Below are 26,022 nucleotides of genomic sequence, written 5' to 3'. Positions count from 1 at the left end.
CATCAGAATGTTTATGACGCGAAATGAGGGGTGTTGCGCGCCAGCGCAATCCCCTTCAGCGCCGCAGGCGCGCGGCTTTATTCTGCGCGGTGCCTGCCCCATCTGCATATCCCATTAAGGCAATAAGACAGCAGACATATTTCTGCCATCTTATTGAATTGTTATCCCTTTCAGTAAAGGCGTTCTTCTTTTTCCTGCTCAAAATGCATCAGTGCAGTTCGCAGGGATTCCCGCAGGTGTTTCTCTCCGGATGTATCTGGGTCAAATTGCTCACACAGATGTAGCAGATCCCCCAGAAAATCTGTCAGAACCGTTCCCAGCGACTCACTGTCCCGATCCAGGCCAGTTTGTTTTGCAAACAACCACAGTGCAGCCGCTGCAAGTGAAGCATGGTCATCATTACTTCTGATTCGAACAGGGTAGTTTTCATTCTCCAGATTTTGGGCCATTACTTTCAGGACGGTAGCCGGGACATCGTACAGGGTGTGTTCTGTCATCGTCGTTCTCCTTAACTGCGACATCATTTTCTGTCGCAACGGTTCTTAAGTGGCCTGCAGGCCGTATCGTTGTACCAGAACGTGGTCACCGCAAACGATGGCCACCAAAACTGGCCATTTATCAAAACGGGGCGAGAAGCTGTTCGTTTCCCGCCCGGAATGAATGGTTCGTACATGACTGCTTTAAATCGACAGCCCCATACGTTCTATCTTGCGCACGAACTGTTTGAAGTGTTCTGCTTCAGTTAAATGGATATGGCGAAACTGTGGATCCACGCCCTTACTGAGGGCATAAAAGTAACGACCTTTCATTTTTTCGGGAGAGTGTTTACGCAGCTTTTTCAGCTCAGCAAGAGTATGGAACTCCATAACATCCCAATCTTCTGTCGCAGTTGCGTTATTTTCATTCTCTGCAACCAGAATAATGAGGGATGAAGCTGGTATGGCGCTGATGATTTGAGTACCCATTTTTATTTCCTTTCTTTTTTGAAGTAACGGTATTCAGCCATGTAACGGGCAGCATTCACTTTCTTCGCTCTGGCAGAATTCACAGTTTTCTGTTTCATGGCATGATGCTGCGAACTGCACGCCCGCGTTCCATGCTTTCACCAGTTGAGGTTCGTCAGCAAACATGTGAGGAAGAGTGAATTCCCCCAGGCCGAAATCCTGATAGCCAGCTTGTTGAGCTTCAATAAGAGCATCAGTCTCTTCACTCCGGGCCTTAACCGGGTCGATAACTCTCATTACGCGAGCCATCCCCCACTGAATCCGAATATTCAGGCCACGAACTGGAGTCAAATCTCTGTTCATTGCATTTTTCCTTTAGCTGGTTAATTCACACCAAGACGGCGAAACATATCCGCAATAATGTTCCGGCGGGTGTATGACGCACCGGCTGCTTTAAGGTCAGCCAGGACATTAAATGCATAACTGGCATCCTGTCCGTGGAATGCCAGTACCTTTGCAGCAATCGGTTCCGGACATGTCCCTACACATCTTCCGGAAGATTCTTGAGCGGCGGTTTTGACGTTGACGTTTTGTGTGTGCATCCTGGTTTTCTCCTGTGGTGATGGTTTTCCATCTCCCTGGTGAGTTCTCTCGCGGCAAAGGGCAAAGGAGCAACGACGTCTAAGGAAGGAAAGGGGCGGAGACAAAAGTTTTTGCGGCCCCAGGCAAAAAGTTTTGGCGGAGTTCATATACCCCTTGGATGACGACACGGCGGTGCTACAAGCAGCCCTCCGCGTGAGGACACACAGGGCGATGGCCTCACCGGATGAGCAGGATGCACACACCCGACACGTCGGAACGGCGTGGCGGCATCAGAGCGACGGCATCGCCGGCGCGGTGGAGGCGGCGCGACCGGCACGGGCGCAGCAAGCCGCAGGGGTTGACCTTCGCCATCAGACCCTAGCCGCATGGCCCGAAACCCGCAGGGGTTCGGCGGAGACTGGCAGGTGCGCAGCAGCTGCCCTGGCGGAGTGGGGCTCGACGACTGGACAGCGTCAGCTGGTCAGGAGCCGAAGGGGGCCATCTGTCTGTTATTACTGACACCAGAGGAATAGAACAGAACCATGCAGACAGTAGATAAATGATCCGCAATCAGTAAATCACAATGGACAGGGCGGGAAGAGAGCGGGCGCGCCGCAGGCGCTGCCGCCCTGCCCCGTTCCCGGAGGGAACCGTCCTTCCTGGCTGTTCATGCTTGCGATCGCACCAGAAGAGGAAAAAGGGGCTGCCAGCGAACCGGCAGCCCCTTCATAAAGGCGCTTCAGGCATGACCAAACCACCACAGCCCCTGATTGGCGGGGGTTTCCCCCCGCCGGGGTTAGCTACTTAGCGGATTCGTAAGCCATAAAAGCCGCCACCTCCCTGTTCGTGTCCCTGTAGCGGATTTCGCAGAGCGATTTCCGGCTCAGGTAGGTAAATATCAGTAGCGTGAGACACACTATTAATACGCACCCGAGCAGGGTGTTTCGTGGCAGTTTCATGGCCTTCTTCTCCTTGCCTTGCGGCATCTAAGAGGCTATCCTGATGTTGTCTAGGCATACAGGTGGCCTCGTGGGTTAATGAAAATTAACTACGGGGCTTTCTGCTTTTTGCCACACAACCCGGCAACAAACCACCTTCACGTCATGAGGCAAAAAGCCTCAAGCGCCACCGCCATTATACCGCACACCGTCACTGTCTGACCAGGTTTCCTGCTCTTATCGTGCTGATTTTCCGCGAAAATACTCCGGTCGGGTTTCCAGCTCCCGCTCGATAAGTTCATCAGCAAACAATGGCGCAATCCGGTTTACACGCCGCTCCAGATTTCGTCTGCGGGTGGCAGCTTTTCGTTCATCGCTCCAGCGTCTGATCTGTCTGTCATCCAGAAAATCGACGCATACGGCATACCCGGCCCCCGCCACCCACAAAGACATGACTGATTCAGGAGCCTGCTGTCCGGCATCCACTACTTCGGACACCAGTTCATGCGGCCCCGGACACGGCCTGTGTGGCAACTTCCACCGCAATGAATAGCGCCATTTCATAATCAGCTCCGGTCTGTCAGTTTGTTGGGAACCAGCCAGTTTTCTGCCTGACGCAGGGCATCCGGAGTTTCCTTCACAATACAGGTAATTTCATACATAACTTCGTACAGCGGTGCATTGCTGTAACGCGACCAGTCAAGTTCTTTCAGCGAAGTGAACCGCGTCTGCCAGCGCCAGAATGCAGATTCAAGCTCACGCGCGTCAAACTCGTCTGCCCAACGCCGGTACCAGATATTGACAGTTTCAGGTGACTGAAAATTCAGTTCAGTCACCGCCTGTCCGAGAAGGTTCTGACGCAATCGCCATGCATGGTCAACCTGGCGGGCTACCCTCCGCATTTTTCGTGTGAAGCTGATTTTCTCTCTGTGTAATCGTCTGTCTGTACGCGTGTGTATGACTTCAGGAAACAACTCGGCCTGTACATCGAGGTTCAGCGGCAGCGGGCAAGCTTCACCGCCTGTGGCGATCATCCTGTCCAGCGCCTCTTCAACCTGTTTCAGGGATACCAGCCGGTTCCGCGGCTCCCAGTTCAGTCCGGGGATCTGGCGTGCAACCGTAGCATTCAGTCGGCCGCATCCGGTCAGCAACCGGAGAAAAGCCCGGACATGTGGTAAGGCAGGTAACCGCGCACCACGTTCACGGGAAGTTTCCACGTTAATAATGGCCTGAAGTGCCGCCTGACGGGCAGGCTTCAGCGTAACAAGAGAGTGTGCTGACGGGATCATGCCACCACCTCCTTATTCAACAGGCTAACAACAGTTCGGGCTGAACAGCCAAACCGGCGCATACCAGCCACCTGGCTGACCAGCGCATTGATGCTTACGGGGTCGAGTTTCTCTCCCTGCCAGAGCGTGCGAACAACCAGACCTCCAGCTGACAGTAAAACAACAAGCCAGTACGGGGAAATGTCGCCGGGGCTACATACGCACAGATGATAATCATCACAACCATCAGCACTAAGACGGCACTGAACAGGGAAAAAACCACCAAACTCCATGCGGTACTCGGCGCAGATACACCAGTTCTGAGGTACAGCCAGCATACGGGTTACGGCATCACTGAGTTCATTGCGAGCATCCTCACCCTTCTGGCGGATATACTCCATATCGTAAGCGGTCAGGCTGTTAATTTTGTTCAGATCATAAATCATGGTCATGTCGTTCCCGCCGCCCGAAGGCGGCGGCCTCCGTCTTAAGCTGCGTGGTCTGTATGGTCAGTTTCTGTTAACTCAGTTTCATCCTGTTCAACAGGTTGAGTACGAACCATCCAGTCTGGTAACCAGCCTTTTACACTCAGTTCATCTGCGGCAGCGGCAGCAGCATCACGGCGTTTGAGCTTCACAACTTCCCGCGCTCTTTCCGCCATCCCTGCTTCTTCATAAGCCTTGCCGATCTGAGAAATTTTTAGTTTTCCGAAGTAGCTGGTCGCATCCGGCTGCCACCATTTGCGCAGGTCAAAGTCCAGAGCAGCTTCCAGCCCATCCAGTTCACTCCGCTCGGTACGGTTATACAGGCGTTCCTGAATACCGTTGATCCCATGTGCTGCGCAGAATCCCAGCAGGGCGCACACCTGTTCCGCAGACCATGACAGCAACCAGGTGAAATCCAGATGCCAGTTTTCCGGCAACGTCGCCTGAAATGCTTCACGCTGAACCTTAAGTGACAATAAAGCTTTGCCCTCATCACCGGACGGAGCCAGAGAGGCGAGCAGATACTGATTACTGGTGACTGAGGCTTTGAGGGGTTCACTACGCTGACCATAACTGCGTTCAAACAGACCGAGACACAGTGTCCATGTCAGCAGCGCCACAGACACGTCAGGACGTCCCGCCAGTTCAGCCTGTACCGCGAGAGTACGTTCAGCGGACATAGCTTTAACCAGCGTTGCCGGATATGCATCGGCAGGTGTTTCCGGCGTGGTGTAGGTGATTACATTGTTATCCTGCGTCTGTCGCGCCTCTCGTTCCTGTTCTTCCTGTGCGCGATCTTCGTCAGTCAGTTTGCGGATACCTGGCTGAACCTGAAAATTGCCGTTATCCCATGACACCCATACACCATGCTTCGCCCGAAATTCCGGCGTGGCCTCGCGGTATTTGGCCTCGATGCGGATATCATCAATCTGTTGCTGAAATTCGTACTGATCATCATAGGACGAGCAATCCTCGATGGCATTTTCAAGTTCATCGATACGGCGTTGTTCATCATCAGTCAGCACAGCCGCTGGCATGGCAAAGCGATACAGCTCTTGATCTTCGCCATGACCGCTGAGTTCCGTCATACGAAACTCAGCCCAACCCCAGCCCTGTTCCTGCCGGATACGCGCAGCCGTCACCGTCAGTTTTCCGGTGAGCAAAGATTTCACCAGCGCGGCATCAGCAAAAGTACTGTCTTTATCGCTAAACAGATCTGCGGTCAGATGACCTCCTGCTGCGAGGTAGGCTTCTTCACCGACAAAGACAAACATCGGATGGCTTATGGCCATTTTGTCATCTGTGGCCATTTTACGGAGAGTATGTACACTCGGAGTGCGATGTTGTTCGACAGCTTCTTTCCAGACCTGCTCCTGACGCTCGTGAGAATCAGCCAGGGTCAGAGCTTCACAATGCTCAAGGGTAATCTCATCCCGCGCCAGTGCATCCAGCAGGGATGGCGCAAGGTTCGCCAGTTTCAGACAGCGCTGAACATGGCGAGGTGCATATCCCAGCAGAGCGCCAATTTGTGAGGGGGTTCGCCCTTCTCGCTCAAGATTACGGAAGCCGACAATCTGCTCGGCAGGGTGCATAATTTTGTGTTTGCCATTCTCCGTCATGGAGGCAGCCACCGCGAGGTCCAGCGGAACGACTTTTACCGGAACAAACGGAAATTCAGCATCCACACTTCCCCGCACAACAAGAACACCCAATGCTCTGCGGCGACCTTCACCTGCCACAATCCCGATCGTTCCATCCGGCTGTTCGACGCCGACCAGATTCTGTAGGATCCCCACGGCAGCAATACTGTCAGCCAGTTCTTCCACTTCCTTGTCAGTATGCTTAATCAGACGCACATTCAGATCTGATGCAGACAAACGCGTATAAGCGATTTGCTGTACGGGGAGCACAGCTAAAAGCTGGCTCAGAGTCTGATCTGTAGCAGGAGCGGTTGTGGGTTCAGATTTCTTATTACGTCTGGATTTATTCGTTTTGCTTGCCGTAGTATTAGTGGCGACCATAATTTTTACCTCTCTAGTTTAAGTGATGGTCAGTCGTGACCGGATTGCCCTCCGGTCACGACATTCTTTCAGTTGGTTAGACGTTTCGGATGTTCAGCCAGCGCGGCAAAAGACGGATAAACGTCGAGCATTTTCATCATTGCCTGTGCGCTATCCAGCATTGCACTGTCTGATGGTGTTGCGCGGTTTCCGCAGACTGCGACCGTTGCCAGAACAGCCGCTTTCATGTCAGAAAAACGCTCATGCATACGGGTACTGAACAGGATGCGTTCCCCGTCAACCATGATTTGCCAGTTAGAACAATCATTGAAACGCGTGTCCACGTTATCGAACTCAACCACATGACTCTCTGTGGCCTGAATACGCAGCAACTTCACAATGTCAGGGCTTTTGCCCACATGGTTGGTGGTCAGAGCATTTTTCAGTTTCAGCATGATGTTCCCCTTTTGTTTGTTAAAAATGGCCAGTCAGCCATCATTCACTTCTGTTCGACGTAGCGCAGGTTTCGGTCCAGATCCGCAATAAAATCAGGCTCAAATGACCACGCCCGCCAGTTGAGTAAACCGTTTGTACGGATTTCCACCTGAACATCGCCATAGCGATCCACTTCAGCGATGGTGACCGTGACTCCCTTTTTGAGGTTTATTGAACCTGCCACGCGTTCACGAGCAACTGCTGCCAGATTTTGCCCTTCCCCCATCTTCCTGGAAGATTCTTGAGCGGCGGTTTTGACGTTGACGTTTCGTGTGTGCATCCTGGTTTTCTCCTGTGGTGATGGTTTTCCATCTCCCTGGTGAGTTCTCTCGCGGCAAAGGGCAAAGGAGCAACGTCTGACGAATGAACGCAGGGGCGTCACCGCAGGCCGCAGCGCAAGCGAGCCGACAGGCGAAGTGCGAACGGGCGAGGAACGGCGAAGCGTACCCTTGCGAGCAGGCGGATGACGGTGCTACAAGCAGCCCTCCGCGTGAGGACACACAGGGCGATGGCCTCACCGGATGAACAGGATGCACACACCCGACACGTCGGAACGGCGTGGCGGCATCAGAGCGACGGCATCGCCGGCGCGGTGGAGGCGGCGCGGCCGGCACGGGCGCAGCAAGCCGCAGGGGTTGACCTTCGCCATCAGACCCTAGCCGCATGGCCCGAAACCCGCAGGGGTTCGGCGGAGACTGGCAGGTGCGCAGCAGCTGCCCTGGCGGAGTGGGGCTCGACGACTGGACAGCGCCAGCTGGTCAGGAGCCGAAGGGGGCCAGCGCCCTGGGTATTTAGTTTTTGAAAAAATAGGCTCAGTTGCTGATTCCCATCGGGAGAGGTAATAGCTACAGGAGCAAGGGGCAGAAGAAGACAGAAATACAGCCCGTTGCAAAGCCATTCATCAGAACGGCTATGGCGCGAAATGAAGGGCGTTGCGCGTCAGCGCAATGCCTTTCAGCGCCGCAGGCGCGCGGCCTTTTCCGGCGCGGCCAGACGGGGGCATCCTCCCCCGCCCGGCTCACTGTGCCCGTCAGGTCTGAATTCTGAGCAGGACGGTTGAAACACCGGTATACGTGAATGTGCCACGCGGCAGCGGCTCCCAGACATCAGACAGGGGTTTCAGGATCTTCTGCTGGCGTGGCCCGTTCAGACAAACCGCCGTCAGTATTCCGCCGGATTCGAGCAGCGTTAAGGCGTACTGTATGTGACGGATATCCTGGGCATGCTGAAACGGCGGATTCATCAGGATTTTGCTGTAGGTGCTTCCCGGCTGGTAATCCAGAAAATCCCCGCACCGGACGTTAACGCCCGGAAACACTGCCCGCAGATGCGCGGCTAACGCGGCGTTAAGCTCCACGGCGTCACACCGTGCCAGCGGGGCCACCTCCCGGATGGCCCGTAAAATGGCCCCCGTTCCGGCCTCCGGCTCCAGTATCCGGTCAGAATCGTTAAGCTCTGCCAGGTCAGCCATCTGACGACAGACCGGATCGGGAGTGACGAAAAGCTGCGAGCTGGCCCGGATTTCGGCCACGGGTGTGCGCCCGTCAAGTCTGGCCTGCATCGCCTGAATGCGATCCCTGAGTTCACTATGCATATAAATGGCCCTTACCTCCCCGGCGTAATGCCGGGGAGTCTGTCGGTTATTTTTGCGGGATTGCCACGGTTTTCATGTCGGTGATGTACACGTTATCGAGCGTGTAACCGCTGGTCATGATGCGGCGGAAGCGGTACGCGCCATGCTCATCATTTTCAGCGACACCCCGGACCGATTTATAATCAGCCGGGGTTTTCGACCATTCGGCTTTGGTTATTTCGCGGAAACCCTCCCCCGGATAGTTGACGATCGGCGGGCGTTTCGCGGCCTGTTTTGCGGCGCGGGCTTCTTCCGCAGACGGGGCTTTGTAGTCCGTGATGCGGTCGGGGGTCAGTGTCATGGTCCCGTTGCAGCGCATAAAGCTGTAATACGGGGTGACAACCGAACTGACCGCGCCGTTACTTTTATTGATGCGGATGATGGTCAGCCATTCGCCCCGACTCTGGACCTGCCCGCCCGGCTCAAAATCCTGGGTACGGGTGACCACGCCGCCGCTTTCGTCCAGCATGGCGCGTTCATAGGCCAGGCGGTTCTGGTAGTGATTCAGCCAGCGCTGCTGATGGCGGATCGTGCGTTCATGATAAGGGGCGGCAATATCGCGGGCCTGTTCAAAAGTAATAATCTCATTCTCAAGCGCCGAATGCAGGGACATCCGGCCTTCGTACTGGCTTTTCTCCGGTGGGCGCGGGTATTTCTCCAGCGTGAAACAGGTGTACATATGATCGTAATTGCTGACAAGCCGCGCCATTTTCAGATCAAGCGTCTGCGCCCGCCACATCGTCAGATATTTCTGCGCCTGTGCAATGTTCCGCTCCGCCTTGCGCTTGTCCGCCTCAATCTTTCTGATACGGCGGTAACGCACATCCGGGCGTTCTTTGTATTTCGCCAGACGCAGGGATGCATGTGCCCGATCCTCCCAGTATTCCGCACGTTCAAAGAGCATCACGGCGCGTTTCATGCCGTTTTCAATACGCTGCGCATCCCGTCGCGCACGGCGTTCGCTGTGATGGCCAACCAGGATCGGCTGTCCGAACGGGATAACCGACGCCAGCGCGTCCACCTGCGCGAGCGTCTGCTCTGACTCCCCAGCGCGTTTTTCGCTGTAGCCGCTGAAACGGTCAGCGCGTTGTTCCTGACGGTCAAACAGGGTGTTGTCATCGTCTTCAATATCTCCGGCAAGAGACAGAAGCACGTCCTCACGGGCTGGCGTCCAGGCTGGCGCGACAAACAGCGCCTGTTTCGGTGCCCAGCGAAAACCCACGGCATGGATTTTCTGATAGGTTTCATCATCAAGGCGCTCTGCGGCATACAGGCGCAGCTTGTTGTCATCCGGGGAGTATGTCGCCCGGTACGACTGCGCGGGGGTGTCTTCAGACGCGGGCGGCGGGGTGATGCTGGCAGTCAGTGCCAGGGCGGTGGTCTGTGTCATGTGGGTTTCTCCTTCCTGTGGTTGCCGCCCCTCGCGGGGGCGGCTCACCTGATTAGTTACAGTCCGCGTTTCAGTTTCAGGGTGCGAAGCACCTGGCCGAACGCATCATTAGTCATCGCGGGAATATGCACCCCGCGCCTCTTGCAGATACGCCTGGCAATATGTCGCCCGAACGCTTTTAATTCGGGTTTAATCTCTGATGCGGATAGCTCGGCGCGCCTGATGCGCTTATGTTTGTGGGGCTTTACAGCTCCGGCGGAAGGTGAAACAATAGAAACGGTCATATAAAGTTAACTCCTTATGGTAGTTAATGAAGCCGTAAAAGCCGTTAGCGCGACTTTTACGACGTGGATAAAGCAGGGTTTACCCTGCTTTTTTCATGTCTGCGGGTTGCTGCCCGTCCCTTCTGCCTCCTTCTGTACTTTGTCCGTAATATCTTCGGGGTCGCCTAAAAACCAGCCGCAGACGGGTTGATAACGTTCGATAAATGCCCTGACAGCCCGCTTTCCGGTCACGGCGCGGATACGGGTAAACATCGGCATAACGCCCTGTGCATCGCGTCCACTGAACGCAATCTGATAAACACGCATCGCCTGAGCCTGCATTTTTCTTCCTCCTGGTTTTTAAAGAACATCACCCGTTGAGTTTCGGGAGCCGCGGTGTTGACGCTTGCGGGAACCTGCTGCGCTGTTCCCCTGGTATTTAACTTCACCCGTTTGAGAACCTTCGCCGCAGGGGCGTAAACGAGCACGGGCGATGGCAGCTGTCCTGGGCGCGGTTTACCGCGTGCCATTTACCCTGGACGGCTGACAGCGTTTGTGCTTGTCTCAGCCCGGGCGAGAGGGGCTTAAACGGTGAAAAGGCACCAGAAGTGGATGAGAGCAGGGGCCCGCCGCAACGTCGGGGCGCGGCACGCGAAACGGCGTTGCGCCTTACAGCCCGGCAGCCTTACCGCCGGGGTGCGAAAAGCGCAGGAAACAGCGCGTAAAAAGGGCGGCGTGACCGGAACGGTCGCAGCAAGCCTGCCTTTGACTTTCGCCATCAGACCCTAGCCGTATGGCCCGAAACCCGCAGGGGTTCGGCGGAGACTGGCAGGTGCGCAGCAGCTGCCCTGGCGGAGTGGGGCTCGACGACTGGACAGCGCCAGCTGGTCAGGAGCCGAAGGGGGCCAGCACCCTGACATTTTAGATTTCAAAAACACAGGGAAGCAGCAGAAGGAACAGGAACAGGAACAGGAACAGGCAGTGTATTATCACCGGCAGGAAAAAAACCTCACACACTGGCCAGACAAAACTATCACCCGGCATGAGAAAAATCCGGCCAGCGACAGGCAGAATGCTTCAGGACTGACGCTACTTTTTAACCTCATCCTCTTTTCTGGCATATTCCGGGGCATTTTTGTCAGGCAGCTGCTCACTGAACTGACGGTAATAGTGCAACCGCCCCCAAAAATACGCTCTGAGATGTTCAGGCAGCTCTCTGACCACCAGTTCAGCGACCACCGGCATAGCCAGCCTTTCTTTATACGCCACGCCTGAAGCGACCAGGTCAATGGCCACCTTATCCTGCTCTTCTTTCGATGTTGCGGCGAGATTAAATCCGGACATCATATACTCCGACAGAAAGGGAAACCGGCGGTAAGTGTACGCCATCTGAGTCAGGGGGGGAAAAGGACGGGGAGCGGCGCGAAGCGCGGCGCGAGTCCTTCCTCCCGCAGGCGCCAGCCTGCAGGGTTTTTCGCGCGGGCTGACAGGCGGCATAACCGCCTGCCATCATGCTTACCTGCCCTTTCCTCCCTGTAAGATAAAGTGACCGCCGATGTACACGGCACACTGACAGGTCATGTACTCGCAGATTTCATCCACGACCTGCGCGGTTGTCAGTTCGCGCTGGTCGGCATCACGGCGGCGGGCATTAATCAGTGCTTTGTACTGGCGAAGAATTTCGCGGGTTTCCGGTTTAATATTCACGGCTCACTCCTTCTTATGCGTCGATCGCGGTCTGTAACTGGCGCATGGCGTCCAGTTCTTCAGCCACAAATGCATCTGCATTACCACCCCCTTCTTCTGCCACGGCGTACAACCGATTTAGTTCACTGCCTGCCAGTAACATTATTTTTTGCAATGCTCTGGCCGGAACGCTGACATCACGTATTGCGCGGCGCTCGTCCATCAGTTCTTCAGTGATGCCACGGACCATGCTCACATCGGCCCCCTGATCATACGTCGCATCCAGTCGCTGCATGACGCACGTAATATCGTCCTCGGACAAAGGCCATTCACTGGTCAACATGCGGATGTCCTCACGGGTAATACAGAGAACCAGCAATGCTTCATCGGATGACAGGTTATATTTCAGGAGATCGGTCATGATTTCTTTCACGGGTGCGTACATAGTTTTATCCTTTTAAAAAAGGGGCGGCATCGCCGCCCCGTCTGTTATTCAGCCGGACGCGGCGTAAACGGCACTGCCAGCAGGGTTTTGAGCATATCCAGCGCGGCGCATTCCTCGGCAGCCGTGTCCGCCCTCTGATAACGCGGAATGTTCATTCCGGCTTCCATCAGGGGCAACAGGACACGCAGCGCATCTTCGGGTACAGCAATCTGGCGCGATGCCCGCGCAGCGGAGATTTTGCTGAGTTCATCGGCGACAAATTCCAGTCCTAACCCGTACCGCCACACTCCGGCACTGCCTGCTTTACCGATGACGCGGAGCACATAAGACACATCGTCGTCCGTGGGGCTGTACTCCGCGCCCGCTTCCCGCACGTCCTCCGGCGTCCAGGTAATGACGGCAATTTTTTTGTTGTTTTCATGCTGTTTCAGCAAGGCAATACAGATTTCACTGACGGTTCCGTACATGGCATGTTTCTCTTTAATTGATGAATGGCGGTTACAGCGGGGCGGCATCGCCGCCCCGTCGGTTAATCAGTCGAGTGCGGCGTATATGGCGTTGCATTCAGGGTGAAAAACGATGTGATTCCAGAGCTGGGTATCACGCAGCATATACAGGTGTGTGAGTGCGGCGTTGCCACAGTCGTGATGCGTCCAGCAACGGCGGTTAATGGCAAGCGAGGTCAGAATAATTCCGGCGGCGTCGGCGCTGACGGTACGATCAAACCAGTTTTCACCGTTGATCATGTGAATCCGACCGCAGTCGGGCATCATGTACCCGCCGCCGTCCTGCAGACGGATGAAATGCCAGAAACCCCCGTTGTATTCGGGCATCCACTGTTTTGCCAGGGCATACACCTGTAATTCAGCCAGCATAAAATCGGTGCCGAACATGTACGGCAGGAAAGAAAGGCGGTCGGATTCTTCGACGTTAAGGGTGTGCTGACGTGTAGCTAACTGCATGGTAAACCTCCGTAATCACATATTCCGCAACACCGGGCGGTGCCGTGCATCCAGACCAGTCGGGCGATCGGTCGGGGATACAAGGGCGCAAGGGAAGCCGCAGCCTGACGCGCACGGCAGACGGGAGCTGAAGGGTGAGACCGTGAAACCTGAGCGGTCGAACGACCGGAAGATAACGGCTGACGTGAAGGAAGGACCGGGTGACCGCCGCGTGCACTTTACCCTTGTATCCCCGACAGCCCGACTACGATGGATGCACGGCACAGCCCGCACACGACACCGGACTGACAGAGTGGAAAACCACCAGGCCACGTCACGCAGGGACGGGGCCGCCATAAAAGCGGAGCCGGCGACATCCTTCAGGGTTGATTCAGGGGGCCTCCGCCCCCTGCTGTTCGCTACACTGGCCGGATTGCTGACAGGGCATTGCAGACAAGACTGATTTCTGCGCGCGCTTCTGCCATGACCTCATGTAACAGGGTTAAATCCATCCACCGGCGCGGAGGCTCCCCGGGAATACGCAGCACATCACACATCTGGCCACATGCCAGGATTTGATCCACTTTGTCACTGATAACAAAGAACTCCACGGCACTGTAACGCGCCCCTTTGTTCAGGATGGCATCGAGCACCACCGGTATCCTGTCGTCATCGTCGTCCAGCCAGCAGGGCAAATCGTTTTCCTTCACCACCAGACGGAAATTTCGGGTCTGCCGGTAAAACAGCGTTTCCCCGCGCGTGGTCAGCGCTGCCTGTATCCGGCGTGCATCTTCCCGAACCTGCCGGGAGATATCCCGCACAGCGCGGGACAGGCAGTCCGTTACCGTCTGAATCTCCGGCTCTGTCAGCCATTCCCCGGCCCAGGGAAAAGTTATCCGTGTCCCGTCCTCCGGAAGCTGCGGGTCGTCGGCATAACGGCTGCCGGACAAAATAATCTGTGCCTGTGTTCCTGTTATTTTTGTCATGGCACGTTGCAACGCGGCGGGTACGTCACCGACACAGAGCAAAGGCAGCAGGTGAACGATATCAACTGCATCCAGACGGACATAAATGCTTATCCATCCCGGTTTGTGCGGAGCACACTGTTCAACATCGGTATGGTCGGGCCATCCATAATCAGCAATCAAATCGCGCGCACGGCGCATCACAAGGGCGTTTAAGGTGGTGGTTTCCTGCATAATGGGTTCCTCTGAACGGGGTCAGTCCACGCCGCCGGGGCGGCGTGGGGATTCAGTTTTTCAGTAAGGCGCGGACTTTCGCCGTATCAGCCAGGCGGCGGGTCACGCTTTCCGGCACCGGATGATTACCGTCGCGGGCGGTCCATTCCCTGTGCCACAACGCCTGTTCGGCGGTCGTCAGCAGGGTTTCAAGCAGGTCAGCCGGCACCATCACCGCCGGAACGGCTTCTTTCACCTGATCAATCAGGTCCATCACCGCACAAGAAGGCACTCCAGAATCAAGGCGCTGGTCTTCCGGTATGGCATCTATACGCGCCAGCACCGCCTTTATGTCCTGTTCAGAAACGGCACATTCAATGCCGTCAGCCAGCCCTTCGATATCCGCTGGCGACCAGATAATCAGGGTCAGCGGGGTTTCTGCGGGATACTGCTCACTCAGCAACCGGCAGAGGGTTTCACAGGTTCCGTACATGTTTTTTCTCCGTTAATTCTGTGGGGCGGCAACGCCGCCCGTCGTCAGTCCTGAAAACTCTCGTCCAGCATGAGGATCTGATTGAATGCCTTATCCAGCAGTTCACTGGCACGGCGTAAACTTACCCCGGCGAGCCGCTCCGGCAGCCCGTCATGCCGGTAGTGATACTTTTCTTCCAGCACTTTCATGGTGGTTTTCAGGTCACATAAATTGTTTGCCAGCCCGGCAATATCGTGGCGCAGGGCCTCATGTCCGTCGTAGTTCATCACGCGGCCTCCGGATAAAAGACGTCGTTGGCGGCCGGGCGCTGCATGGCGCGCTGCACGGCTGACAGGCGGGTAATCCCGGCTTTGTGGTACTGCTCCATCAGCTCAATGCCGATATAACGGCGCCCAGCCTGGACGGCGGCCACACAGGTGGAGCCGGAACCGGCAAACGGATCGAGAACAATGGCGTTCGGGTGTGTGAAGCTCTCGATCAACGGTTGCAGGCTGGTAACAGGTTTTTCGGTCGGGTGGTGGCGGTTGCCGCTGTATTTCCAGCCCAGCACATCCGGTAACGGGTCCTGCGGCAGCGCCGGACGGCCTTTCGCCAGGATATAGGCGCATTCATGGCGATAGCCGACATAGGCCGATTTCGACGAGTAGGTTTTGGTGAAAACCAGATGCCCGACGACACTGAATCCGGCACTTTTCCACGCGGCCATGAAACGATCGACGCGGTTCCAGCCGTAGAAACTGACCGTCAGTGCGTCTTTTTTCAGGACGCGGTACATCTCATTGCAGGCGGGTTGCAGCCATTCATCGGTTTTGTCACCGGCAATACTGCGCCCGGAACGGTCACGGAACCCGACCAGATACGGGGGATCGGTGAGGATGAAATCAACGGCGCGATCCGGAAAGCCGGACATAATATCGACGCAGTTACCCAGGATAAAACGGGACATAGAGACACCTCGTGGTTACAGGGGGCACCCAGGAGGACGTCGGCACGACGTCCGTTCCCTGCTGCCCGGAGCCTGTACGCCGCGACCGGTAACGGGTCAAGCTGACCGTGGAATACCGCAGCCGTCAGTTTTTTCGACGGCAAGGATATGCCGCGAAAGCGGCTTGAAGGGCGCTCCTTAAAAGGCGAGTGGATGGCGTAAAATTACAGCGACGCCGGACAGGAGCGGAAACGCCGCCCGTCCCGTGTCCGTCCGGGCGCGGCACACTGGCTCCGGGCAGTGGATATCCCCGCGCCACGCGCGGCATGGATGAGGAGCAGCGCGACATCATTATTCCAGCCTGAAGTACCGGGCAGTCGACCTGCCCGGCATTCCGTCAGCGGGTGATATCCCGCCAGTCATTCCCCCACTCGTCGCGCAGTACCGGCGCATCCGGCGCGCCGGTCACGGTCCACGCATCGAGGAACTTCAGGCCACGCAGGATACTGTTCTCCACGTCATCGAGCAGAACGATGCTGTTAAACCAGACCACGCCTGCGGCATATTCCCACCGATGCCGGTCATCCTCGCGTTGCAGCGATGGCCACCAGGTGCGTCCCATTTCCATTACGCCCGCTTCGGCCTGCGCCAGGTCACTCGCGGAAACCAGGTAATACACCATCATTTCAGTGCCATCGACATCGACACTCAGGCCAACAAGCCAGGTATTCAGATTTAATTCCATGTTATTCCGGGCGGTTTCCCGCCCGCCTCCGGTCAGCCGCCTAAATGCGCCACGTTGTTGATAATCCACTCCGGGCCGGTTACGTCCGGGAAACTGTCCTCATCGTCCGGGTCAGCTTCGCCCCACTCCAGCTCGTCCGTGATGTACACGTCCGTTTCGCCACTGACGTACCGGGCATAACCGCAGTAATTGCAGCCCTGCTCTGCAAACCAGTGCTCCACCTCCCCGCAATACCGCTGACTGAGTTCAGCCACAACGTCCTCGCCAACCGGACTCCAGGGGGTGTCAAAATCCACCGTCAGCGTGTTCTCTCCGGCGAAACAGATATTTGCCTCATAGCCGACCGGCCACTTACACCCGTACCGGGTCAGATAGTGGTCATATGACGACGGGACACCCGTCAGCAGACCACCGTTGAAGCCGTTCACCTCAATATCCAGACGCGTCGGCAGCACGTCGCGGAAATCCATTGGCTCAGCAGCAGGTACGGCAGAACCGGCGTCACACAGGCTGTCCCACCATTCCTCCACCGGCGCAGGCCGGAAACTGTCCCCCCAGTCGCATGATTTTTGCTGGTACAACTGCCGAATGACCACCTGTTCCGGTTCACTGAGGGTAGCCCAGCGGGCATGCCCGATATGGCTGTCCAGCCAGCACTGATGCAGCTTCTGGCAGGTTTCCACATCCAGCACAGCTCCGGCCATAAACATCGCCAGCCAGTCGCTGTATGCCTGGGCTGAAGGCCGGTTGTCTGCAGCCGCACTGTAAGAAACCAGTTGCGGATATGGCGCGTAATGTTGCTCTGTCAGAGGGCGCAGTATCCTCGCGTAGCCTGCCAGGAAAAGCTGGATACCTTCTTTTCTGGCGCGGCGATGCAGGGACAGCCCGCCTCCGGCAATCCACGTATTGAGGACATCACTGTTTTGAATACCACTGAACATCAGTCGGTTGGCACACCAGTTCGGCATGGGAAGCTCCTTACACAGTCAGGGTGGGCAGGAGGCATCACCGCGATACCGTTCCCTGCCGCACGCTGCCTGTTCGTCGCGTCCGGTAACGGGTCAACGCCGACCGTGGAATACCGCAGCCGTCAGTTGTTTCGACGGCCAGGATATGCCGCGAAAGCGGCTTGAAGGGCGCGCCTTAAACTGGCGAGGGCATGGCGTAAAATCACAACGACGCCGGGCCTGAGCGATAAAGAAGCCCGTCCCGTGTCCGTCCGGGCGCGGCACACTGGCAGCGGGTGGCAGGCTGATTCCGGTAAGAAGAACATCAGTGATGGGAGCGAAAGAGAATTGTTATGACACGAGCCCTGTCCACAGTTAAGGGAGGAAAAGTCTGTGGATAAGCTGGACACAGCACGCTGTATTACAGGTGCAATGCCCATAGGAGGGAGTTGTATTTTTTTTGAGCAAAAACAGAGGGTGGGAAATACTGACTATTTTGTCAGTCCCAGCTTTTTCATGTATTTAATGACGGATTCAGGTCGCCGCTGGTATTCACTGGCAAAACTCCCGACATCGAAACTTGATGAACCAGCCTGTTCAATAAGGTGCTGAATTTCAGCCTCTTCCCAGGGGCTACCATGTCGTGGACAGCTGTGCTTATAGCCAGCTCCAGGCGAAGACATCTTTATGAGACTGGATTGAATTTCAGACAGCGTCTGATGTTCAATATCCTCAATAAGCCCGAGCTCCTGTATCTCCCGGGCGTTCTTCAGGAACTGGCGGATAAGCTTTCCATGTTCCCTGGCATCAACCACCGGCATTATAGAATAACCCTTTTGCATTGCTGCGGGTTTCATCATCAGCATTGGGGGTTTGAGAGGATAAATTAGTCTCAGTCCGTTCAACTGGTACATTTTCCTTTATCCTGCCCTGTAAAAGCGCTTCGACTTCACGAGGGTAAACCGCTTTAAGCAACTGCATCAGATCGTCAAAAGATGTATTCCTGTTCAGTAACTCGCTGAACAGAAACGGAAGACGCTCATCCTGCTTTCCAAAAGCAAACCCTGTAAGCAGCGCGGCGCGCCATAAACGTCCCCTTTCCCCCTGGGGTGTTTCATCTGTTTTCTGGCAGACAAAACGGTCCGCTTCGTTGGTTTCAGGATTCAGGTAAAACGTGATTTTGCGTCGCGTATCCATTGTTTTTATCCAATAAGGTACATGCCGTTAACGAGATCAAATTGGGATGAACGAGTTTTATAGAAGCGTTCTTCCCTGACCCCACAGTGTTTCTTCACATGATCGGCGATCAATTCAGCACCTCCGCCAATAACCATTACATGGGAGTATCCCTCAAAGCGGCTGATGGCTTCAATAACCCTGTTAACAAGACGGTGGTGAGAGTTCTCAATCGCTTCACGAACCAGTTCAATTCGTGACGTGTCATTGATACGTGATGAGAGATAAGAAGCATCGTTACGATGAATTATAATATCGTCAGCCAGATAGCTACTCCCTTTGGTTCTTGCCACGGACAGAGCCTCTTTTACCGCACCGGTGATCAAGGATACCCCGAGGGTTGAATCACCATAAATACGCGAAATCCCGCGCATTTTCCCCATAACCTGAGAAATATCAAGCGTGGTTCCCCCCAGATCAACAATCAGGAGTGAATCCAGTTCGTTAAGATTTTTTACCACCTCAAAACCTGCTGGGATGGACTCGGGCATAACCTCGACATGCTTAATAGTGAAAGTCTTGCCACCATTAAGTTCGACCGGCCGCAACAGATTCGCTTTTTTACGTTCAATGTTTGCCTTATTAGGCTGGTTATTTTTATCGTAATACTCAGATAAAGGCAGGCTCACTACCACATCGACTTCACAAGGTTCGATCCCGCTATTAAGCAACGCATGGTGAACGGCAACAACATTCACATCGCTGTATTGCCAGGCGACGTTCGTGGTAACCACAGCATCAGGGCTGATAGGATCAAAAGAGTATTGCTCACCATTCAACATATAGTTGAACGCTTGTTGTCCACCAAATGCAACAGCCCATTCACGCTTAAAGCTGTTAGGGCTGATTGACTGCCTGACCTCATCATCCTTCCACTGAAGTTTGATATTAGTTGACCCGTCATCGATATAAATTTTCATTGAATGTCACCTGGGTAGTTGAAAACGCCTTAGAGAACAAAACGAGAAATATTAGAGAATCATTTGTGAATTATACATAAAAGACAGCCCCTATCAATAAAAAAAGAGCACTAATTGAGATAAATTAGAGAACAATTTGAGCAAGTAAAGAGATGTCGGGTCTGGCGTTGAGCAAAGAAATATTCATCGCGAATACAACATGATGAAGCCGTCGGCATACAGAACACTTGCGAAAAAGAAAAAAGAAGAAATAATACTGTATATATAAACAGGTATTTTGAGAGGTATGCCGTGTTACTTTTTCTTGCTCCCGAACAGGAGCCGGTGCAGTCCACTGCCCCGCTGTTCACCGAACGTTGCCCAGCGGGTTTTCCGTCGCCGGCCGCCGATTACACGGAGGAGGAACTAGACCTGAATGCCTACTGTATCCGACGTCCGGCTGCAACGTTCTTCGTCAGGGCTATCGGGGATTCAATGAAAGACATGGGCCTGCATTCCGGCGACCTGATGATTGTCGACAAAGCTGAGAAACCCATGCAGGGGGATATTGTCATCGCGGAAACAGATGGCGAGTTCACCGTTAAGCGCCTGCAGCTGAAGCCCCGTATCGCCCTGCTGCCGATGAATCCAGCCTACCCCACGCTTTATCCGGAAGAACTGCAGATTTTCGGGGTGGTGACGGCTTTTATACACAAAACCCGGAGCACAGACTGATGTTTGCTTTGGCTGACGTTAACAGTTTTTACGCGAGCTGCGAGAAAGTATTTCGTCCCGATTTGCGTGACAGGCCTGTGGTGGTTCTGAGTAACAACGATGGTTGTGTAATCGCGCGCAGCGCTGAAGCGAAACGGCTGGGCATAAAAATGGGAGTGCCGTGGTTTCAGCTGAAGTCGGTAAAATTTCCGGAGCCGGTCATCGCGTTCTCCAGTAATTACGCCCTCTACGCCTCCATGTCGAACAGGGTCATGGTTCATCTGGAAGCGCTGGCGCCACGCGTTGAGCAGTACTCCATTGACGAGATGTTCTTGGATATTCGCGGTATTGACAGCTGCATCGATTTCGAGGATTTCGGCCGGCAGCTGCGTGAGCACGTTCGTTCCGGCACGGGGCTGACCATCGGCGTCGGAATGGGACCTACGAAAACCCTGGCGAAGTCAGCACAATGGGCTTCCAAAGAGTGGCCACAATTTGGCGGCGTACTGGCGTTAACGCCGGGTAATCCCCGCCGTACAGAAAAACTGCTGTCACTGCAGCCGGTGGAGGAAATCTGGGGGGTGGGTCGCAGGATCTCAAAGAAGCTGAACACAATGGGGATCACCACAGCACTGCAGCTGGCCCGCGCGAATCCAACGTTCATCAGGAAAAATTTTAATGTGGTTCTGGAGAGAACGGTCCGGGAACTCAATGGAGAAAGCTGTATTTCACTGGAGGAAGCACCGCCCCCCAAACAGCAGATAGTCTGCAGCCGGAGCTTTGGTGAACGTGTCACGACTTATGAGGCGATGCGGCAGGCTGTCTGTCAGCACGCTGAACGTGCCGCCGAAAAGCTGCGCGGCGCGCGTCAATTCTGCAGGCATATTGCCGTGTTCTTGAAAACATCGCCGTTTGCCGTAAATGAACCCTACTACGGTAATCTGGCCAGTGAAAAATTGCTCATCCCCACGCAGGATACACGGGACATCATAGCCGCAGCAGTGAAAGCACTGGACAGGATCTGGGTGGATGGTCACCGCTATGCAAAGGCGGGCTGTATGCTCAACGATTTCACTCCAACCGGGGTTTCTCAGCTCAATTTGTTTGATGAAGTGCAGCCGCGGGAACAGAGCATGCAACTGATGAAAACCCTGGATGGTATTAACCATTCAGGACTCGGGAAAATATGGTTTGCTGGGCGTGGGATTGCACCTGAATGGCAAATGAAGCGTGACATGCTTTCCCCCGCGTACACTACTCGTTGGAAAGAAATACCCGTTGCGAGGATTGGATAAAGCCGTTTTTAGAAAGGAGGCAGTGCTCGCCGCAGCCGAGCGACCGGGCATCGCCCGCGAGTGAGCGAGGAAGCACCAGGGAAAGGTACCAGCATGTTCTGCTTACGCCTAGTATCTAATGTTAGCCCTCTTCTTTAAGCTCTTATCCACTTATCCACCGTCATATTTTTATAAGATCTTTTTAAATTAGTTTTTAGGTTTACCTTTTTAGACCCCCTTTGAGCCCTTATGTGGTGCGGGTTACAGAGGATCCTTTGTGACAACTTGCCCTTTCATTGTGACAAATCACCCTCATTTACCCTATTGAACTGTGACTATCTGCCCTTAACCCTGTGACAAATTGCCCTCTGCGATCTATTTGAATCACAAACTTATCCTTACCTGTTGACTCTTTTTGATGAAATGTGACAATCTTAAAATCTGTCACATTTTAAATGGAACGGTCATGACGGAAGTTGCGGTAATAAACCATAAAAAGCGCAAAAATAGCCCTCGTATAGTTCAGTCTAATGAGCTTACCGAAGCAGCTTATAGTCTCTCTCGTGATCAGAAGCGTATGCTGTATTTGTTCGTCGATCAGATCCGTAAATCAGATGGCTCGCTTCAGGAGCATGATGGTATCTGTGAAATACAGGTAGCTCATTATGCAGCAACATTTGGATTAACCTCTGCCGAAGCCAGTAAGGATATACGTCAGGCGCTCAAAGGCTTTGCTGGTAAAGAGGTCGTATTTTACCGACCTGAAGAGGATGCTAACGGTGAAAAAGGGTTAGAGTCTTTCCCCTGGTTCATTAAACGTGCACACAGCCCTTCCCGAGGACTGTACAGTGTTCATATAAACCCCTATCTGATTCCATTTTTTATTGGTTTGCAGAACAGATTTACCCAATTCAGGCTTAGCGAAACAAAGGAGATAACTAATCCCTATGCTATGCGGCTGTATGAATCTCTCTGCCAGTACAGAAAACCCGATGGTTCAGGCTGTGTGTCGCTCAAAGTAGACTGGATAATGGAACGTTACCAGCTGCCGCAAAGTTATCAACGAATGCCTGATTTTCGACGCCGTTTCCTTCAGGCAAGTGTTGATGAAATCAATAGCAGAACGCCGATGCGGCTGAGTTATATAGAGAAAAAGAAAGGACGACAGACAACTCATATTGTCTTTTCTTTCAGTGATATAGTAGCAAACTCTCTCTAAATCATGAGGGCAGATAGTCACACTTTCGAGGGTTGAATGTCACACTTTCTCAGGGCAAATTGTCACAGATAATGGTGGGCTCAGGGCTATTTGTCACACTTGGGATGGTTTTCAGCTCTCTGATACCCACGAAATCAAGCCTGAACCCCTATATTTTTTTGAAGGCAGATTGTCACTCTTAGCTAAGAGCAATTTGTCACACTTCTTTCAGGGCATTTTGTCACAGAAGAAATGTTAAACACTAACAGAGTAATTCTCCTGGTTGCCCTAAAGTTGAGTGCAATTTGTCACACTTTACATCCCGTGAAACCTTAAAGTGCATCATTGGGAAAAAATTAGTGGTATCTCTTTTCCGCCGAGGAAAGGGGGTGGCGTTATAAAGTTGCCTGCATTTTGCTTGTAGAGCTAGTTATCGTTCCTGTCGTTCCCCTTCTGCCAGGGATATCTATAACAGTGGAAACCTGGCATTAAGAGTTAGTCTGTGAAGTTGATTATCATTTTTTCATGAAATCATGCTTTCATTATTTCATTTTATTGCGATACATTTCATACCCAGCCATTATCATTTCAGTCATAGATATCCCCTGCTCCGCAGCATAAGCTTTCATTTCTTTGTGCTTAGAGACAGGTACTTTTATCTGGATAGGCTTCACAGAAGATTCAGGAGCTGCGCTTCGTCCTGTAACATCCAGAGTTGGTTCATCATCTTTTGGTGGATCAATTTTGATAGTACTTTTCGGGCCTTTCATAGAGAACCTCACACATAAAATGAATTAATGAAATCATGCTATCATGAATTAATTATATCATGAACTTCTTCAATCATTTGTTTTGCGAGTTCGTTTAAAGATTTAAATGATGTTTCATGTAGTGCGCGCCCGGCATCAAGGGCTTCGCCATAGCTTGTCTTAAAAGGTATAACCGTTTTCAGTACTTTGTAACCCCATGCTTTAATCGTTTCCTGAGCTTTTTCCCCCTGAGAAGGAGACGGAGATTTAGCTACAGCGAATACGATTTTGCTCTTATCAATCCCTTTTTTTATCAATTCGCGGGCTAGCTCGAGTGAAGGCTCAAGATCATCGATTGTCGTTCCTGTCGAGATAATTACCAGGTCTGATTCATCTGCTACGTCGAGCGATGTTGTCTCTGCAGCTGGACGGCCATCAATAATTAATAAATGGCAGCTGTCCTTCATTTTGACTGCTGTATCAACCCGACGGTAAAGAGCACAGTCAATTTGACTTAGTCCACTTTTTTCCCTTCGCTCAGTCCATTTGAATGATGTCTGTTGCTTTACATCCATATCAGCCAGATGAGTCTTCCATCCAGCCTCCGTAAATCCTACAGCCAGTGTTCTGGATTCGGTGCTTTTGGAACCACCACCCTTCTGACCAATTACTGATATAACCTTACCCATGATATCATCCTTTCATTAAATCATGATTTCATTATAAATGAGTTTGTGCAAATCAAACTATGACACAGAGTACTATGCAATAACAATATGAAATCATGATTTAATGATATAAGGAAAACATGAACATCATAACTATGTGAAATTGTTCACGATAACCAGTCATTAAATAATGATTTAATGATTTAATGACTAAAGGGAAAGGTGGGCAGGTATGAATAATTTCACGGTCAAACTGTATTTTGATAGCAAGTCATCACCCCGATTATTTGGCGCAGATGAACAAGATTCGTCTTCGATACAGACTGAATTTCAACAAGCATTGAAGAAATCACGCGACTGTAACTCGTATGCTGTCTGTTTATGTACAGGCAGAGAACTACCGCTGGCTGTGAAGTTAAAAAATGAGAAGCATCATCTGGCACGCTTCCCTCTCACTGGCAATAAACATAAGGATGAGTGTCGTTTCTATAGCCGCCTCTCACCTGAAGGTGCGCAAGGCACTTACAACAATGATGCGATCACTGAAAAGCCAGACGGCATTATCAACGTAAAGCTGGATTATGCTTTGCAGACAAAATCAGTATCTGATGATATTCCTGCAACCCCTCTGACTGGTGATGCTTCCCGTAAACGTAAAAGAGGCACAGTGTCTCTGTGCGGCCTAATGCACTTGCTCTGGGAAAATTCAGGATATAACCGATGGTTTCCAAAGATGGATGGAGTGAGGTCATCAACATTACTTGGCTTCCATCTTTGGACTCAAGCATGTGAAATTGAAATTGGCAAAACACGATTGTCAAAGGTATTGCTTACGCCTGCAGTGACCGGTTCAAGAGATAGTGCTCGGAACAGTGGGGCTGTAGAATTCGCCAGGCAGAATAAATGCAGGATGGTAGTCGTGGCCGAACTGGCAAAATACTCTGATAAATACATCTCAGGGGTAAACCGTCTGCCTGTGAAGGATTTTGCAGGTATGCCTTTTCTTGGTCTTGATACCTCCAGATGGAATTCTGCCATTGAGAGATTTCCACATGAATTCAGTGGCTGGAAAAATGGATATAAAATTTTCATCATTGCTCTGACAGATGTGCCCAGCGCTAAGTCAGCTCAGGTTCGCCAGCTTGCCATGATGATGACGAGTGAGCGCTTTATACCGCTTGATTCGCAATATGAAGGCACGATGGAACAAAAATTATACGAGTTACAGCGGTCCTTTTTTAAACCACTAAGATATGACTCTTCCGAGATGGAGTTTCATCCCGACTTTTGTCTGCTCGATGTGCAGTCTCAAAATCATATGCCTTTCCCGATTGAGGTGTGGGGGATGAAAGCCGATGCTTACATTGCTCATCGGCGCGAGAAAGAAAGATGGTACAACCGTGAATTTGGTGAGAAAGGATGGTGGTCCTGGGACGCAACCATAAGCGATAAGTTGGCTATTGATTCATCCTTCCCATCAAAGAAAATATCTGGCTACACTAACTTAATGAAAGAATGAAAGAATGAAAGAATGAAAGAATGAAAGAATGAAAGAATGAAATCATGATTTTGTATTGTTTTTTAATGACCTTCTCTTTATAAGAAGGCCTGATACTTCCAATGCAACAAAGCTTTCAAATTGTTGTACGCATGATGAAATACTTTCCCGGGCCGGTCTTAATGATGTTGATCATCGAGCCATCCTTGTTTACACCAACACACTGAAAACTATGTCTCTCGTAGCCATTGTCGTAGATGGTTTTTCCTTGCTCTAGCTTCACAATCCCGTTATCGATACAGGAAACGACCTCATTTTTTAACGAAATATCGTCGTTTTCATTTTCATTTAAGCACTCGCTGTAATATGAATGAATTTCTTCCGGATAGGTATTGTCGTCGTGAAAAGACAGAGCTATTGTTCGTTTT

At 52.7% G+C, this 26,022-nt stretch carries 35 protein-coding genes and 3 pseudogenes; 6 read left to right on the top strand and 32 right to left on the bottom strand.

Annotation, left to right across the window (positions count from 1 at the left end; genetic code table 11):
• Positions 1 to 170: 170 nt before the first annotated feature.
• The 16 genes and pseudogenes from HV243_RS25180 to HV243_RS25110 all read right to left on the bottom strand — a co-directional run bounded on the left by HV243_RS25180 (position 171) and on the right by HV243_RS25110 (position 10,340).
• Positions 171 to 497 carry a hypothetical protein gene (locus HV243_RS25180; RefSeq protein WP_131334165.1) on the bottom strand — a complete coding sequence of 109 codons (327 nt, stop codon included), beginning with the start codon at positions 495 to 497 and terminating at the stop codon, positions 171 to 173.
• Positions 498 to 680: 183 nt separating this feature from the next.
• Positions 681 to 965, bottom strand: coding sequence for a hypothetical protein (locus HV243_RS25175; RefSeq protein WP_176311856.1), 285 nt, complete (start codon positions 963 to 965; stop codon positions 681 to 683).
• 33 nt (positions 966 to 998) lie between these two features.
• A complete protein-coding gene (locus HV243_RS25170) occupies positions 999 to 1,307 on the bottom strand; it encodes a hypothetical protein (protein WP_131334167.1) in 309 nt (102 codons plus the stop codon).
• Positions 1,308 to 1,327: 20 nt separating this feature from the next.
• Positions 1,328 to 1,546, bottom strand: coding sequence for a hypothetical protein (locus tag HV243_RS25165; protein ID WP_137366982.1), 219 nt, complete (start codon positions 1,544 to 1,546; stop codon positions 1,328 to 1,330).
• A 780-nt stretch (positions 1,547 to 2,326) separates the two neighbouring features.
• Entirely contained in the window at positions 2,327 to 2,446 is a 120-nt protein-coding gene (locus tag HV243_RS25160; protein WP_275142809.1) for a type I toxin-antitoxin system Hok family toxin, read from the bottom strand.
• Positions 2,394 to 2,543 (bottom strand): annotated as a pseudogene (locus tag HV243_RS25650) (DUF5431 family protein); the annotation flags it as partial. The pseudogene HV243_RS25650 and the gene HV243_RS25160, both read right to left, overlap by 53 nt.
• A gap of 158 nt (positions 2,544 to 2,701) precedes the next feature.
• Entirely contained in the window at positions 2,702 to 3,028 is a 327-nt protein-coding gene (locus HV243_RS25155) for a hypothetical protein (protein WP_057102321.1), read from the bottom strand.
• Positions 3,029 to 3,030: 2 nt separating this feature from the next.
• Positions 3,031 to 3,753 carry a plasmid SOS inhibition protein A gene (locus HV243_RS25150; RefSeq protein ID WP_057064208.1) on the bottom strand — a complete coding sequence of 241 codons (723 nt, stop codon included), beginning with the start codon at positions 3,751 to 3,753 and terminating at the stop codon, positions 3,031 to 3,033.
• Positions 3,750 to 4,184 (bottom strand): conjugation system SOS inhibitor PsiB, encoded by a 435-nt coding sequence (psiB, locus tag HV243_RS25145; RefSeq protein WP_057064207.1) that lies wholly within the window; start codon positions 4,182 to 4,184, stop codon positions 3,750 to 3,752. The genes HV243_RS25150 and psiB overlap by 4 nt, the downstream gene beginning before the upstream one ends.
• 35 nt (positions 4,185 to 4,219) lie before the next feature.
• Complete coding sequence (locus HV243_RS25140; RefSeq protein ID WP_119173759.1) at positions 4,220 to 6,238, bottom strand: ParB/RepB/Spo0J family partition protein; 2,019 nt, start codon at positions 6,236 to 6,238, stop codon at positions 4,220 to 4,222.
• 68 nt (positions 6,239 to 6,306) lie between these two features.
• On the bottom strand, positions 6,307 to 6,672 hold the full coding sequence (locus HV243_RS25135; protein ID WP_119173758.1) for a hypothetical protein: 366 nt from the start codon (positions 6,670 to 6,672) through the stop codon (positions 6,307 to 6,309).
• A gap of 44 nt (positions 6,673 to 6,716) precedes the next feature.
• Positions 6,717 to 6,992: a hypothetical protein gene (locus HV243_RS25130; protein WP_057064204.1), complete on the bottom strand. Its 276-nt coding sequence runs from the start codon at positions 6,990 to 6,992 to the stop codon at positions 6,717 to 6,719.
• Between the two features lie 750 nt (positions 6,993 to 7,742).
• Positions 7,743 to 8,306 carry a class I SAM-dependent methyltransferase gene (locus HV243_RS25125; RefSeq protein WP_057064202.1) on the bottom strand — a complete coding sequence of 188 codons (564 nt, stop codon included), beginning with the start codon at positions 8,304 to 8,306 and terminating at the stop codon, positions 7,743 to 7,745.
• 46 nt (positions 8,307 to 8,352) lie between these two features.
• Positions 8,353 to 9,735, bottom strand: coding sequence for a DUF3560 domain-containing protein (locus HV243_RS25120; protein ID WP_057064201.1), 1,383 nt, complete (start codon positions 9,733 to 9,735; stop codon positions 8,353 to 8,355).
• 56 nt (positions 9,736 to 9,791) lie between these two features.
• On the bottom strand, positions 9,792 to 10,019 hold the full coding sequence (locus HV243_RS25115; protein WP_057064200.1) for a hypothetical protein: 228 nt from the start codon (positions 10,017 to 10,019) through the stop codon (positions 9,792 to 9,794).
• Between the two features lie 93 nt (positions 10,020 to 10,112).
• Positions 10,113 to 10,340, bottom strand: coding sequence for a hypothetical protein (locus HV243_RS25110; RefSeq protein ID WP_086529995.1), 228 nt, complete (start codon positions 10,338 to 10,340; stop codon positions 10,113 to 10,115).
• A 266-nt stretch (positions 10,341 to 10,606) separates the two neighbouring features.
• Between HV243_RS25110 and HV243_RS25645 the strand changes: the two are divergent.
• Positions 10,607 to 10,757: pseudogene (locus HV243_RS25645) on the top strand (hypothetical protein); the annotation flags it as partial.
• Between the two features lie 230 nt (positions 10,758 to 10,987).
• On the opposite strand, the pseudogene HV243_RS25105 reads toward HV243_RS25645, so the two are convergent.
• From HV243_RS25105 to HV243_RS25065, 9 genes and pseudogenes are all read right to left on the bottom strand, one after another.
• A pseudogene (locus HV243_RS25105) lies at positions 10,988 to 11,342 on the bottom strand (DNA polymerase III subunit theta).
• Between the two features lie 171 nt (positions 11,343 to 11,513).
• Complete coding sequence (locus HV243_RS25100) at positions 11,514 to 11,705, bottom strand: hypothetical protein (RefSeq protein ID WP_057064198.1); 192 nt, start codon at positions 11,703 to 11,705, stop codon at positions 11,514 to 11,516.
• Between the two features lie 13 nt (positions 11,706 to 11,718).
• Positions 11,719 to 12,129: a hypothetical protein gene (locus tag HV243_RS25095; protein ID WP_057064197.1), complete on the bottom strand. Its 411-nt coding sequence runs from the start codon at positions 12,127 to 12,129 to the stop codon at positions 11,719 to 11,721.
• 44 nt (positions 12,130 to 12,173) lie between these two features.
• Positions 12,174 to 12,644, bottom strand: coding sequence for a DUF1380 family protein (locus HV243_RS25090; RefSeq protein WP_233600773.1), 471 nt, complete (start codon positions 12,642 to 12,644; stop codon positions 12,174 to 12,176).
• 18 nt (positions 12,645 to 12,662) lie between these two features.
• Complete coding sequence (locus tag HV243_RS25085) at positions 12,663 to 13,091, bottom strand: antirestriction protein (protein WP_086529996.1); 429 nt, start codon at positions 13,089 to 13,091, stop codon at positions 12,663 to 12,665.
• Between the two features lie 398 nt (positions 13,092 to 13,489).
• On the bottom strand, positions 13,490 to 14,269 hold the full coding sequence (locus HV243_RS25080; RefSeq protein WP_181604088.1) for a hypothetical protein: 780 nt from the start codon (positions 14,267 to 14,269) through the stop codon (positions 13,490 to 13,492).
• A gap of 52 nt (positions 14,270 to 14,321) precedes the next feature.
• Complete coding sequence (locus tag HV243_RS25075; RefSeq protein WP_086529998.1) at positions 14,322 to 14,741, bottom strand: DUF1380 family protein; 420 nt, start codon at positions 14,739 to 14,741, stop codon at positions 14,322 to 14,324.
• 44 nt (positions 14,742 to 14,785) lie between these two features.
• Positions 14,786 to 15,007 carry a hypothetical protein gene (locus HV243_RS25070; RefSeq protein WP_057064193.1) on the bottom strand — a complete coding sequence of 74 codons (222 nt, stop codon included), beginning with the start codon at positions 15,005 to 15,007 and terminating at the stop codon, positions 14,786 to 14,788.
• Entirely contained in the window at positions 15,007 to 15,687 is a 681-nt protein-coding gene (locus tag HV243_RS25065) for a DNA methylase (RefSeq protein ID WP_086529999.1), read from the bottom strand. The genes HV243_RS25070 and HV243_RS25065 overlap by 1 nt, the downstream gene beginning before the upstream one ends.
• Positions 15,688 to 15,875: 188 nt before the next feature.
• Here HV243_RS25065 and HV243_RS25060 point away from each other — a divergent pair, with 188 nt between their 5' ends.
• Positions 15,876 to 16,031 (top strand): hypothetical protein, encoded by a 156-nt coding sequence (locus HV243_RS25060; RefSeq protein ID WP_181604087.1) that lies wholly within the window; start codon positions 15,876 to 15,878, stop codon positions 16,029 to 16,031.
• Between the two features lie 32 nt (positions 16,032 to 16,063).
• Here HV243_RS25060 and HV243_RS25055 read toward each other — a convergent pair whose 3' ends face one another.
• From HV243_RS25055 to HV243_RS25035, 5 genes are all read right to left on the bottom strand, one after another.
• A complete protein-coding gene (locus HV243_RS25055) occupies positions 16,064 to 16,411 on the bottom strand; it encodes a hypothetical protein (RefSeq protein WP_086530001.1) in 348 nt (115 codons plus the stop codon).
• 32 nt (positions 16,412 to 16,443) lie between these two features.
• Positions 16,444 to 17,379, bottom strand: a complete 936-nt coding sequence (locus tag HV243_RS25050) for a DUF1281 domain-containing protein (protein WP_086530002.1) — start codon at positions 17,377 to 17,379, stop codon at positions 16,444 to 16,446.
• A gap of 470 nt (positions 17,380 to 17,849) precedes the next feature.
• Entirely contained in the window at positions 17,850 to 18,179 is a 330-nt protein-coding gene (locus HV243_RS25045; protein ID WP_086530003.1) for a hypothetical protein, read from the bottom strand.
• Positions 18,166 to 18,555: a plasmid partitioning/stability family protein gene (locus HV243_RS25040; protein WP_086530004.1), complete on the bottom strand. Its 390-nt coding sequence runs from the start codon at positions 18,553 to 18,555 to the stop codon at positions 18,166 to 18,168. Before HV243_RS25040 ends, HV243_RS25045 begins: the two co-directional genes overlap by 14 nt.
• Positions 18,556 to 18,560: 5 nt before the next feature.
• Positions 18,561 to 19,514: a plasmid segregation protein ParM gene (locus tag HV243_RS25035; protein ID WP_008322836.1), complete on the bottom strand. Its 954-nt coding sequence runs from the start codon at positions 19,512 to 19,514 to the stop codon at positions 18,561 to 18,563.
• 291 nt (positions 19,515 to 19,805) lie between these two features.
• Here HV243_RS25035 and umuD point away from each other — a divergent pair, with 291 nt between their 5' ends.
• The 3 genes from umuD (at position 19,806) to repE (ending at position 22,700) form a co-directional block, all read left to right on the top strand.
• The gene (gene umuD, locus HV243_RS25030) at positions 19,806 to 20,228 is read left to right on the top strand and encodes a translesion error-prone DNA polymerase V autoproteolytic subunit (RefSeq protein WP_086530005.1); all 423 of its coding nucleotides are present in this window, start codon (positions 19,806 to 19,808) and stop codon (positions 20,226 to 20,228) included.
• Positions 20,228 to 21,502 (top strand): Y-family DNA polymerase, encoded by a 1,275-nt coding sequence (locus tag HV243_RS25025; protein WP_119173755.1) that lies wholly within the window; start codon positions 20,228 to 20,230, stop codon positions 21,500 to 21,502. Before umuD ends, HV243_RS25025 begins: the two co-directional genes overlap by 1 nt.
• A gap of 445 nt (positions 21,503 to 21,947) precedes the next feature.
• Positions 21,948 to 22,700, top strand: coding sequence for a replication initiation protein RepE (gene repE / locus HV243_RS25020; protein WP_057064184.1), 753 nt, complete (start codon positions 21,948 to 21,950; stop codon positions 22,698 to 22,700).
• A 521-nt stretch (positions 22,701 to 23,221) separates the two neighbouring features.
• Here repE and HV243_RS25015 read toward each other — a convergent pair.
• Together HV243_RS25015 and HV243_RS25010 are read right to left on the bottom strand one after the other, a co-directional pair.
• A complete protein-coding gene (locus HV243_RS25015) occupies positions 23,222 to 23,449 on the bottom strand; it encodes a hypothetical protein (protein ID WP_008322833.1) in 228 nt (75 codons plus the stop codon).
• Between the two features lie 41 nt (positions 23,450 to 23,490).
• The gene (locus HV243_RS25010) at positions 23,491 to 24,117 is read right to left on the bottom strand and encodes a ParA family protein (protein ID WP_008322831.1); all 627 of its coding nucleotides are present in this window, start codon (positions 24,115 to 24,117) and stop codon (positions 23,491 to 23,493) included.
• A 211-nt stretch (positions 24,118 to 24,328) separates the two neighbouring features.
• On the opposite strand from HV243_RS25010, the gene HV243_RS25005 reads away from it, so the two are divergent.
• Positions 24,329 to 25,615, top strand: a complete 1,287-nt coding sequence (locus HV243_RS25005; RefSeq protein ID WP_057064183.1) for a DUF1173 family protein — start codon at positions 24,329 to 24,331, stop codon at positions 25,613 to 25,615.
• Positions 25,616 to 26,022: the final 407 nt, after the last annotated feature.

The sequence above is a fragment of the Citrobacter sp. RHBSTW-00599 genome (assembly GCF_013784065.1).
Classification (GTDB): domain Bacteria; phylum Pseudomonadota; class Gammaproteobacteria; order Enterobacterales; family Enterobacteriaceae; genus Citrobacter; species Citrobacter braakii.
This window is presented reverse-complemented; position numbering and strand designations above follow the sequence as displayed.